This window comes from bacterium (assembly GCA_035703895.1).
Lineage (GTDB): Bacteria > Sysuimicrobiota > Sysuimicrobiia > Sysuimicrobiales > Segetimicrobiaceae > Segetimicrobium.
Genome location: DASSXJ010000148.1, coordinates 1 through 10,160, shown reverse-complemented (window position 1 = coordinate 10,160; position 10,160 = coordinate 1). Strand labels below are relative to the sequence as shown.

Genomic DNA, 10,160 nt, shown 5'->3' with positions numbered 1-10,160 from the left:
CCTCGAGTGGGAGTTGACCGTCACCAAGCACATCAACATCTTAGTGGATCTGGCACTTCAAGAGAGCGATCACACCACCCAGAACTTCCTCCAGTGGTTTGTCACCGAACAACTGGAAGAAGTGTCCAGCATGGAGACACTGCTGAGCGTCGTGCGACACGCCGGCGAGAGTGGGCTCCTGACCGTGGAGGCGACCCTCGCCCGGAAGAGCAACGCGGAAAACCCTTAGAAGCAATCATGGAGCGGGACTCACCATGCTCCCATGGCCGTGTGCGACCTTGGTTTGCTGCAGGCCGTGTAGTTCATGAAGCGCGGTCAACCGCTTCATGCTTGAGGTTCAGGACAGTCATGGACGGCATCGCCTAAAAACGCGGAACCGCGGGACCAGGGCCCCGCGGTTCCTCATCGCAGCGTTTGCTTATCTGGTGCCCGCTAGTGTGGGCTGCGGAGATTGCTCGATCTCGATCGGAACCTTTATCGGCAGCACGCCCTCGTGAATCGGGAGCGTGATGTCAAGCACGCCGTGGGTATACTTCGCCTTCACCTGATCGAAGGCAAGCCCGTCCGGCAGCGTGACCGTTCGTTCGAATGGCCCATACGCGACCTCGGTGAACAGATACTGATTCTCGCGTACGTCATAGGTGAACTTGCGTTCCCCCTTGATCGACAACAGGTTACCGCTGACCTTGATATCCACGGTGGCAGGGTCGACGCCTGGAACCCACACCCGCACCATCAAATTGTTGCCCTGATAGAACGACTCGACAGGCGGAGCCCAGGCCGTGGTACGGCTCGTGCCCTCGCCGCTATACAGCCTGTTCATCAGCTCACGATTCAGCCCAACTAGATCCGCGAACGGTGACCATCGATTGTTTAGCATTGCACTCTCCTCCTTCTCAACGACCGCCCGGCGCCTCGCTTGGCGCGTTGGCCGGGAAGTGACCATCCATCTATCACCTCGATCTCATGATGTCACATGCCATTAATATTGTCAATGGATTTGCCAATATATGTGTCAATTATAATATAAGCGATATTGGTATATTCAACATTGATTTCAACATTGTTGATTCCGGGATAGAACGAACTGCACTATCCTCCACCTCGCGGGCCAGCGCCCAGCTCAAGCGAGGACTTGCCATCGGACGCAGGCCTTTGCAAGAACGACCGACCAACTGGGGATTCATGCTCCTGGGCAAGGAGTGTGCCATCCTTGGTGTAAATTTCACCAACCAATCAGCAGCTGGAGTTGCATTCTGATCGTGCTGACAAAAACGGCCGCTGAGAACAATAGCGCTGTGCCAACGATCGCCACAAGCGCTAACAGAATCCTGTTTGTAGGTGTCATGACGTTCCCTCCTGGCATTTCTTCGACTTTCGCTTCTCCTCGCGGACCGCGACCATGTGGCGGGAATGCTCGCGAAGTTGCTCCGGGGTCATGCGGGCGACTCGCGCGTTGCCACCACGGCGCCCGCGGGTGACGTCTGGGATGCGCATCGGCGTATGGTGCCAGGCGCGCGTCCGCCTCCGAGGAGCCGACCTGTTGCCGTGGGGGATGGTCGTGGACGTAAAGAATGAGAAGTACGTTCAGCGTACCCTTTTCCCGATCGAGAAGCAAAGGCGGGATCGGGGGTTATCCGTCCAGTGCTAGGATTCTAGCCTGTTGGCGCGTGTGTTCTGGACCTCTACAGTGGCCTGAGAGCAGACGTCGAGGCCAGCCTCGTGTCTTACTGACCGAATACCCGAGAAAGGAATCCGCTCAGCGCGTATATCGCCGCCGAGCGGTTCTCGTGATTCTACGTGTGGGCGGTTTGGCGCGAGCAGGCGTCGTCGTTGACCTATCATGACCGGGCCGACGCGGTAAGGACGGAAGACGTCTCGGCTCGATCTTTGGGCCACTCGGTGGTTCGGGGCGTTCGTCACCGCCCGGAGGGGTCTGCTTCTCGTTCTCCTCACCATGGTTCTGCGTCATACAACACACCCCGTCTGAGGAACCAAACGCCATGTTACTGGACGTCCTATTCAGGGCTTCGCGTGCCTCGCTGCACGTCCCTGTTCGGCAGGACTCCGCGCCTTGAGAACAAAAGCAAAGCGACGCACCCGCTCAGGGTCGACGACCGAGGTCTTGGCTTCTGTCCCATACGGTAGTCCCCATCGCCTGGCCGGCGCCCGTCACTCCGATCTGCTTTTTGGGATTGATAATGTTCCTTATTTCTGCTATTATCGAACAATCGAAATCAGGGGGGAACGGGTGTGATCAAAGAAGACGTCAAGAAGAAGATAATCAGTGAGGATATCACCCGCTACGCCGATATGTTCTCCGCGATCGGAACGGACGCGCGCCTCCGGGTCATGCGCTTGCTGTTGTCGGCCCACCCGACCGGCATGGTTGTAGGCGATATCCAAGCCGAGCTCGATATTCCCAATTCCACCCTCTCCCACCACCTGGAGAAACTGCGCCACGAAGGTTTGGTGACTGTACGGCGTGAGGGGACGTACCTGTGGTACGCAGCCAACACGGAGGCGCTCAGCGAGCTGCTCGGTTTCCTGTACGCTGAGTGCTGCACGCGGAACCAAGCCGTGAATCCCCGTGAGATCGCGTGGGTGGGTAAGCCGTTTCGAAGGGATCGATGATCAAGGAGGGCCTAATGGACATTAAAGACGTGGTGAGGGAAAAGTACGCACAGGCGGCGATCCGTGTCAAGACGGGCGAGAGCGGATGTTGCTCAAGCGCGTGCTGCGGAAGTGGAGATTCGGGCGATCCCATCACATCGAACCTCTACGACACGCGACAGATATCGGACATCCCCAGGGAAGCCGTCCAAGCCTCATTGGGATGTGGCAATCCGACCGCATTGGCGCAGTTGAGCCAGGGGGACACGGTCCTGGATCTTGGCTCGGGCGGCGGGATCGATGTGCTGCTCTCGGCCACGCGAGTGGGTCCCGCAGGGAAAGCCTACGGGCTCGATATGACCGATGAGATGCTGACCCTGGCGCGAGAGAACCAGCGAAAAGCCGGCGTACACAACGTGGAGTTTCTCAAAGGGGAGATCGAGAACATCCCGCTTCCCGACAACTCCGTGGATGTGATTATCTCGAACTGTGTGATCAACCTCTCCGGTGACAAGGATCGCGTCTTCGTCGAAGCGTTTCGCGTTCTCAAACCCGGAGGTCGATTCGCCGTCTCCGATGTCGTTGTGCGCGGAGAGGTCCCATCGGAGATTCGACGCAGCATGGAACTCTGGGTGGGGTGCGTCGCAGGGGCGTTGGAGGAGCGTGAATACGTCTCGAAGCTGTCGAAGGCAGGGTTTGAAGCGGTCGGGGTGGAGCCAACGCGCGTCTACGACGTCAACGATGCACGCGAGTTTCTCTCAGGACACGGCATCGATGTCGACCGCGTCGCCCCTCTGGTCACCAACAAGTTCATGAGTGCGTTTATTCGCGCCACAAAGCCCACCACGACGAATCGGGCGAGCTAGGGGGGGACATGCAACACAGGCCACGGGTCTTGTTCCTGTGCACGCACAACGCCGCCCGGTCGCAGATGGCGGAAGGCATCTTACGCGACCTCAGCCGAGGAACCGTTGACGTCTCCAGTGCCGGGACCGAGCCGGCGGGAGTGCATCCGCTCGCGGCGCGGGCGCTCCGGGATATGAACATAGACGTCAGGCGTCAGCGCTCGAAACACGTGGACGAGTTTGCGGGCCAGACATTCGACGTTGTGGTGACACTCTGCGACAGCGCCCGAGAGTTGTGCCCCGTCTTCCCCGGCGATCCGGAGCGGATCCATTGGAGTTTCCCTGATCCAGGCGCCGTGGCCGGCACGGAAGAAGAGCGTCTTCAGGCGTTCAAGCACACGGCGCGGGAACTGGCCACGCGTCTCCGCCCCTTCCTCTCCGTGGTGGAGCGCGGAGTCAAACGCTCCCCGGCGTAACGAGGAATGGGACCGCGGCTCGGCGCGTTCACGCGGGCCGCTTGAGGAACCCGGCCACCCGGTCGTACCAAACGATATAATCCGGCATCTGGAAGTGGGCGTTGGCCGGGCTGGGGTTGGGGATCACGAAGAGGCGGGTCCGGCCCAGACGGAGGAGTTGGGCGCCGAGGCGCCAATCTCTGCCGGGCTCGTCGAGGGCATAGCGGGTAAAGGCCCGGTACCCCGTGAGACCGTGGAAGCAGGCGACCCGCGGCGTGAAGGCCTCGAGGCGCGCCAGCAGCCTCGGGGCCCACACGCGGTAGTCCCGGGGCCGGAGGTCGCCGGCGCTCCGGCTCGGCACCTTCACCACATCGGTAAACCCGATCCCGAACCGCAGCAAGGCACGGTCGTCTTCCGGCCCGAGCCGCCGCTTCCGTAGGGACGCTCGGATGCGGGCGCTGAGCACCGAAGCGGAGAACGCCGGCCAAAACCGGCTCGTCGGCCTGGCAAAATAGCGTCCGCGCTCGACCGAATACAGGCCGGGGTTGATCCCCACGAAGACGAGATCGAGACCCGGCCTGAGGTAATCGGGCAGCGTCGGAAAACGATACCGCTCCCGGGTCATGGCGCGACCAACCTCACTTGTTCCTGCCAGAGCGAATACAGCGGGCCCGACGTGTCCACAGCCACGTCGTCGAGCCCTACGAGGCCGTCCTCGGGAACCGGCCGGACGAGCCTGGCGCCGCGGCAGAGGCCCATCGGCAGCTGCCGCTCCCGGACCGCCGTCGCCGCATCGTCGATCACCCCGTACACGGTGTGACCCCCCTCTCCATCCAGCACCTCGCCGGCGGTGAGCGGACGCTTGGCCGCGCAGGCGACCGCGGCGACCGGCACGGGCAGCGGGGCGCCGGTCGCCTCATGGTCGAGGACGGCGCGCGCCACGCTGATGGGGAGTTCCATGCCGACGAGATGATACGGCCGGTACATCGCCGCATACGTGCCGGAGCGGTCGACGGGCATCCCGTACTCGGCGAAACACTTCCGAAGATATGGGCGGCCTGATGTGATCACCACGTACACGCCCCACCGGAGATCGTTGGGCACCTCGCGGCCGTCGCGGTCGAGCGAACTGACCACCTCCACGACCCCCGCATGGCGCAACACGCCGCCATCTTCCGCCGGCTTCAGCACCTCGGGCAGGTCCCCAATCCCGGCGGGAGGGAAGCGCATCCCCCGAACGTCCGGACGGAGGCCGGTCATGTTCGCCACCGCGGCCATCTCGATCGCCGACTTCGTCCCGTCGGTGAACGAGTTGTACATTTGCGGATTGAGCCCCTCACGGTGAGCCGCATCCGCACCGTACCGCTCCCAGATGTCGTCGGGCGTGCCCTTGCGGTAGGCGGGAAGATACTTGGTGCCCTTGCCCGCGGCGACGACCTCGAACCCGAGGCTTCGCGCCCACACCACCAGTTCGTGAATCAGCGCGGGCTGATCTCCGTACGCCGCCGAGTACACCACCCCCGCCCGGTCCGCCATCCGGCGAAGGACCGATCCGACGAGCACGTCGGCCTCAACGCTCACCATCACGACGTGCTTGGCGAATCGGAACGCTTCCGTCGCGTGGCGTACGGCGACCTCCGGGACCCCGGTCGCCTCGACAACCACCTCGACCCCGCTTTCGAGCAGGGCCTGGGGGTCTTGGGTGAGCGCGGGCACGCCGCGGGCGCATGCCGCGTTCACCTGGGCGGCGGTCTCGGCGCGCGCGACCGAGTCCGGTGCGAATCCGGCGTAGACGAGCGCCTGCATCCCACGCGCCCCATCGATGTCCGCGACGGCGGCGGGCCGCATCCCGCGCATCATGGCGAGGGAGCAGATCACCATCGTGCCGAACCGCCCCGCCCCGATCACCCCCACGCGCACCGGCTTTCCTGCGTCTTCGCGCGCCTGCAAGCGATCCTGCATCATCAGCCGTCACCTCACAGCAAAGCCGGCCGGGCGATCCCGGCCGGCGGAGACTTCGAGCGCAAACGGATGCGGGCGGCAGGTCTCAGAAGATCGGGCCGGTCAGTGGCGGCACCCGCAGGTGCCCCCGCCGCAGCACCCTCCCTCGTCGGCGGCTCCGGCCTTTCCCCCCGCGGTCATGACGAGCACCGGGGTGAACACCCGACGCGCCTGCGGGTCTCCGCACTCGGGACACGCCGGCGCCCGCCGCGCCTCATACTCGGCCACCGTGGCGGTGATCTCGAACTCGTGCTTGCAGGACCGGCACTGAAATACGTATGTCACGGCATCTCCTCCGCCCTACGCCTCTTGGATCTCCCATTCATGCGTGATCGCCACACATCCCTTCAATGTCTGCGCGACCGGACACCCGCGTTCGAACACGGCCAGTGCCCGTTCCGCGTCGTCCCGCTTCCCGTGGGGAATCGTCAGATGATACTTGACGCGAATCGCGGTGACGCGCATGACTCGGTCAGGCGCCTCCACCGTCCCCTCGGCCTCGGTCCACAACTTGTCGGGATGACTCGGAATCCCGCGCGCCTCCAGCGCGCCCGCCAGGGTCCCTGTCAGTCAGCCCGCCGCCGCTGCGACGAGATGGTCGAGCGTGCTGGGCAACTCCTCCTCGGGCTCCATTTTGTAGAACGCCTTGACCCCAGTGTTCACCCCGTACCGCACCGGGTCGGGGAAGTCTCCGAGAAACGCTCTGCGGTTGGGGCGCTTGTCCTGGTACACCCGCACGCGCGCAATGTGGACCGGCTCCATCCCCCACCCCCGCGTTCAGCTCGCGCCGGAAGCGTACAGCGAGAGTATAGCATGCGGGTCCTCTGGATGAGACCCGGGATCAGGACGTTGCCGGGCGGGAGTCCTTGTCTGGTGCGTACAGCTGTTTTTTCATCGCGTAGAGCCGGCCGTCGGCGGCCTGGAGTAACCGCTCCGGATCGTCGCCGTCGTTGGGGAACGAGGCGATCCCGTAGGAGAAGGTGAGGCGGGCGGGGGCCCCTTCCTGATCCGGCACCGGAATCTCGCGGAGGTCAAACCGGCTGAGAATCTCCTCCGTTTTGTCCGGCGTCGTCTCGGGGAGCATCAAGACGAATTCGTCGCCTCCGAAACGGGCCGCAAGATCGGAGGCGCGCACGCTCCGGGCCAGCGTCTCCGCGACCCGGATCAACGTTTCATCTCCCTTGGCGTGGCCGTAGGCGTCGTTGACGGCCTTGAACCCGTTGAGGTCGATCAGCACGACACTGACGGTGTGTCCCGTGCGGCGCGTCCGCGCGATCTCCGCCACCAGCCGGTCGAGAAAGCACCGCCGGTTGGCGAGCCCCGTCAGCGCATCGGTGGCCGCGAGCTCCTTTAGTTGTTCGTGCAGGCGGGCGACTTCGATCGCCCCCGTCAGGTATCGGGCTACGACGGTCAGCAAGTCCAGGTCGGCCTGAGTGAACGCATCGATGCGCTCGCGGTGGGCGCTCAGCACGCCAATCTGCCGGCGGCCCACGGTCAAGGGCGCGTAGATCCCGGACCTAATGCGTCCTTCCCGTCTGAAGACCCGGGGATCACTGTGCATGTCAGGTACCATGAAGGGCGCGCCCGACTGCATCACGACACCGTGAAGCCCGATGTGCCGTGGGACGGCGAGCCCCATGAAATTCTCGCGGATGCCCGACGCCGCCCGAATGACCAGGAAATCCGGGTTGCGGTCATCGACGAGCGCCAACGAACACGAATCGAAACCGATCTCTTCACGAAGCACCCGCATGACGTGCTCCAAGAGATCGGTGAGGCTGAGGACGGCGGTGAATTCCGTCGCGAGGCGTGAGAGGAATGTGAGCGACTTGTCCGCGGCAGGCTGGACCGCTCCTGGGGAATGCACGGCGTCGACCGGCAGGCGAGGAGCCGGGTCTTGGATTCCACCTGGAAGAGCGACCAGCCTGGGTTTCTTTCTCTTTAGACCCTTATCTGGGGTCGAGCGCCGCACCGCGATGTTCCCCCGCTGATCTCTGACGTCTGGCAGACACGGGCGTCCTACGTGTGGCTACTGATTATGAAATGCCCAAAAGCGGGGGGAAAGTGGCCTGGTTCGGACGCTCGACCGGCGCGCCGGCGGCGGGCCAGGGGTGGAGGGATTACCGTCCTGTCCAGCGGGGGGGGCGCTTATCGAGGAAGGCGGCGACGCCTTCTTGGAAGTCGGCGCTGTTATAGCAGAGCGCGATGAGGTCGTGACCGGGATGCTCCGGGCTCAGCCGGTCGACGACGCGCCGGATCGCCTCCTTGCTCGCGCGCAGGGTGAGCGGCGGCGCCTCCGCGATGGCTTCCGCGAGTTCCTGGGTGCGAACGGCCAGGGATGCGGCCGGGACGACCTCATTGATGAGCCCCCAGCTCAACGCTTCCTTCGCCTCCACATGCCGGGCGGTGTAGATCATCTCCTTAGCCCGCGCCGGGCCGATGAGCGATACCAGACGCGCGTAATTGTGAATCGACAGGCAGTTCCCGAGCCGGATGATGGGCACCCCGAACCGGGCGTCATCAGCAGCCAAGCGGAGGTCGCAGGTCAGCGCAATGGTCAGCCCACCGCCGACCGCGAACCCTCGAATCGAGGCGATCGTGGGCTTGGCGACCGCGTCGAGCCGCCCCGTGACGTGGTCGATCCGTTCTTCGTACTCGATCCCGGCTTCGGGATGTCCGCGAAACGCCGGGAACTGACTGATGTCGGTCCCCGAGATGAATGCCCGCTCGCCGCTCCCGCGGATCACCAGCACCTTGATCGCATCGTCGCGGTCGACCTGCTCGCAGATCTCGACGAGGCGCTGGTACATCGCCCAGGTCATGGCGTTGCGCTGCGCGGGACGGTTGACGGTCAGATACGCCACGCCGCGCGCGGTCTCAAACAGCATCTCCGATGAGTCCATCACGGATCACCTCCAGGCTCACCCACACTCGCCGCGAAGCGAGACAGCCCGCTCACCGCTCGGGGGAGGAACGTGGTCAAAGATCGTGTGTGCCGGGCAGCGGAGAATTGATCGGACTCAGTCCGGAGGGCCGCCTGTGGTCGTGTGCTCGTCTTGGCCTGGGCGCGCCGGCGTGTCCGCCGGAAGAGTCGTGCCGTCGCGCGGACGATCGGGGACGGCCGCCGCCGGCGTGGTGACGACTTGACGCAGCAGCTCGCCCGCGATATCACCGATCGTCACGCGACCTTCGTCGGCCTGCGAGGTGATGTAATCCTTGACGCGCGTCCGCTCCCGCTCACGCGCCAGCCGGCGGAGGCTGAGGATCATCCGGCGTTCGTCGGCGCGAATCTCGGTGACGAGGGCTTCGACGGTCTGCCCAACCTCAAGGACGTCGGTGACCTTCTGGACACGTCGCTCGGCCATCTCTGAGATAGGGATGAAGGCGTCGACTTCATCCAGGCGGACGAACGCCCCCGAGGCGACGATCCGGACGACCTTGCCTTCCACTACCTGTCCCGACCGATAGCGCTCTCCGACGCGCTTCCAGGGGTCGGGCAGGATGTGCTTGAGCCCGAGAGAAATCCGGCCGGCTTCGCGATCGATCCGGAGCACGGCAACCGTGACCCGCTGGCCGCGCCGGACCACCTCTGAGGGATGCTTGATGTACGTCCAGGACATCTCGCTGATCGGCAGAAGGCCGTCGATTCCGCCTAAATCGACGAACGCGCCAAAATCCGTGATGCGGCGGACGATCCCTTCGTGGACCTGTCCTTCCTGGAGAGCACCCAAGACCTCCACGCGGGCCTTGGCGCGCTCCTCGGCGATGGCATTCTTGTGCGAGAGGATCACCCGCCCCTTGGCCCGATCGACCTCGATCACCCGCAGCGGTATGCTCTGACCCACGAGCGCCTCGAACTGGCGGCCTTTGGCCTGTGAGAGGTCCACATGGCTGCCGGGGACAAACCCCCTCATTCCGAGGTCTACGACAAGCCCACCTTTGACCTTGTCGACCACCATCGCGTGCAGGATGGTGCCGGCTTGAAACGCGCGCTGAATGTGATCCCAGGCCAGCGCGAGATCCGCGCGCTTCTTGCTGAGCAGGATGTTTCCCTCTTCACCCTCGACCTTCATGACGTACACGTCGATCCGATCGCCGACGGCAATCCCTTCGACCGCCTCCCCGCTGGCCGAGAGCTCCTTTGGGGGAATGAAGCCTTCCGACTTGGCGCCGACGTCTACGAGGACCCCCTCGCTGTCGACCCGGACAACGGTTCCCTGGACGATCTGGCGCTCCTCGAGCGTAG

At 64.0% G+C, this 10,160-nt stretch carries 13 protein-coding genes; 4 read left to right on the top strand and 9 right to left on the bottom strand.

Annotated elements, in window-relative coordinates; all coding sequences use genetic code 11:
• Nucleotides 1–229: ferritin-like domain-containing protein (locus tag VFP86_10090; protein HET8999984.1), on the top strand; the 229-nt coding region annotated here is incomplete at its 5' end.
• A gap of 189 nt (nt 230–418) precedes the next feature.
• On the opposite strand, the gene VFP86_10085 is transcribed toward VFP86_10090, so the two are convergent.
• Nucleotides 419–823, bottom strand: coding sequence for an Hsp20/alpha crystallin family protein (locus VFP86_10085; GenBank protein HET8999983.1), 405 nt, complete (start codon nt 821–823; stop codon nt 419–421).
• A 1,430-nt stretch (nt 824–2,253) separates the two neighbouring features.
• On the opposite strand from VFP86_10085, the gene VFP86_10080 reads away from it, so the two are divergent.
• The 3 genes from VFP86_10080 to VFP86_10070 are packed head-to-tail and all read left to right on the top strand — an operon-like array spanning nt 2,254 to nt 3,934.
• The gene (locus tag VFP86_10080; protein HET8999982.1) at nt 2,254–2,634 is read left to right on the top strand and encodes a metalloregulator ArsR/SmtB family transcription factor; all 381 of its coding nucleotides are present in this window, start codon (nt 2,254–2,256) and stop codon (nt 2,632–2,634) included.
• A 14-nt stretch (nt 2,635–2,648) separates the two neighbouring features.
• Complete coding sequence (locus VFP86_10075) at nt 2,649–3,479, top strand: arsenite methyltransferase (protein ID HET8999981.1); 831 nt, start codon at nt 2,649–2,651, stop codon at nt 3,477–3,479.
• Between the two features lie 8 nt (nt 3,480–3,487).
• The gene (locus VFP86_10070; protein HET8999980.1) at nt 3,488–3,934 is read left to right on the top strand and encodes an arsenate reductase ArsC; all 447 of its coding nucleotides are present in this window, start codon (nt 3,488–3,490) and stop codon (nt 3,932–3,934) included.
• 28 nt (nt 3,935–3,962) lie between these two features.
• On the opposite strand, the gene VFP86_10065 is transcribed toward VFP86_10070, so the two are convergent.
• From VFP86_10065 to VFP86_10030, 8 genes are all read right to left on the bottom strand, one after another.
• Nucleotides 3,963–4,538, bottom strand: a complete 576-nt coding sequence (locus VFP86_10065) for a mismatch-specific DNA-glycosylase (GenBank protein ID HET8999979.1) — start codon at nt 4,536–4,538, stop codon at nt 3,963–3,965.
• The gene (locus VFP86_10060) at nt 4,535–5,878 is read right to left on the bottom strand and encodes a flagellar biosynthesis protein FlgA (protein HET8999978.1); all 1,344 of its coding nucleotides are present in this window, start codon (nt 5,876–5,878) and stop codon (nt 4,535–4,537) included. Before VFP86_10060 ends, VFP86_10065 begins: the two co-directional genes overlap by 4 nt.
• A gap of 99 nt (nt 5,879–5,977) precedes the next feature.
• Entirely contained in the window at nt 5,978–6,199 is a 222-nt protein-coding gene (locus VFP86_10055) for an FmdB family zinc ribbon protein (protein HET8999977.1), read from the bottom strand.
• Between the two features lie 15 nt (nt 6,200–6,214).
• Entirely contained in the window at nt 6,215–6,472 is a 258-nt protein-coding gene (locus VFP86_10050; protein HET8999976.1) for an OsmC family protein, read from the bottom strand.
• Between the two features lie 12 nt (nt 6,473–6,484).
• The gene (locus VFP86_10045; GenBank protein ID HET8999975.1) at nt 6,485–6,676 is read right to left on the bottom strand and encodes a hypothetical protein; all 192 of its coding nucleotides are present in this window, start codon (nt 6,674–6,676) and stop codon (nt 6,485–6,487) included.
• 79 nt (nt 6,677–6,755) lie between these two features.
• Nucleotides 6,756–7,781, bottom strand: coding sequence for a sensor domain-containing diguanylate cyclase (locus tag VFP86_10040; GenBank protein ID HET8999974.1), 1,026 nt, complete (start codon nt 7,779–7,781; stop codon nt 6,756–6,758).
• Between the two features lie 253 nt (nt 7,782–8,034).
• Nucleotides 8,035–8,817 carry an enoyl-CoA hydratase/isomerase family protein gene (locus tag VFP86_10035; GenBank protein HET8999973.1) on the bottom strand — a complete coding sequence of 261 codons (783 nt, stop codon included), beginning with the start codon at nt 8,815–8,817 and terminating at the stop codon, nt 8,035–8,037.
• Between the two features lie 117 nt (nt 8,818–8,934).
• A partial coding sequence (locus VFP86_10030; GenBank protein ID HET8999972.1) for a S1 RNA-binding domain-containing protein occupies nt 8,935–10,160 on the bottom strand: 1,226 nt, incomplete at its 5' end.

What these genes read in the sequence shown, in the direction of transcription:
- VFP86_10060 (HET8999978.1), bottom strand. Translation starts at nt 5,878, where the DNA reads ATGATGCAGGATCGCTTGCAGGCGCGCGAAGACGCAGGAAAGCCGGTG.
- VFP86_10045 (HET8999975.1), bottom strand. Translation starts at nt 6,676, where the DNA reads ATGGAGCCGGTCCACATTGCGCGCGTGCGGGTGTACCAGGACAAGCGC.
- VFP86_10085 (HET8999983.1), bottom strand. Translation starts at nt 823, where the DNA reads ATGAACAGGCTGTATAGCGGCGAGGGCACGAGCCGTACCACGGCCTGG.
- VFP86_10070 (HET8999980.1), top strand. Translation starts at nt 3,488, where the DNA reads ATGCAACACAGGCCACGGGTCTTGTTCCTGTGCACGCACAACGCCGCC.
- VFP86_10075 (HET8999981.1), top strand. Translation starts at nt 2,649, where the DNA reads ATGGACATTAAAGACGTGGTGAGGGAAAAGTACGCACAGGCGGCGATC.
- VFP86_10035 (HET8999973.1), bottom strand. Translation starts at nt 8,817, where the DNA reads ATGGACTCATCGGAGATGCTGTTTGAGACCGCGCGCGGCGTGGCGTAT.
- VFP86_10065 (HET8999979.1), bottom strand. Translation starts at nt 4,538, where the DNA reads ATGACCCGGGAGCGGTATCGTTTTCCGACGCTGCCCGATTACCTCAGG.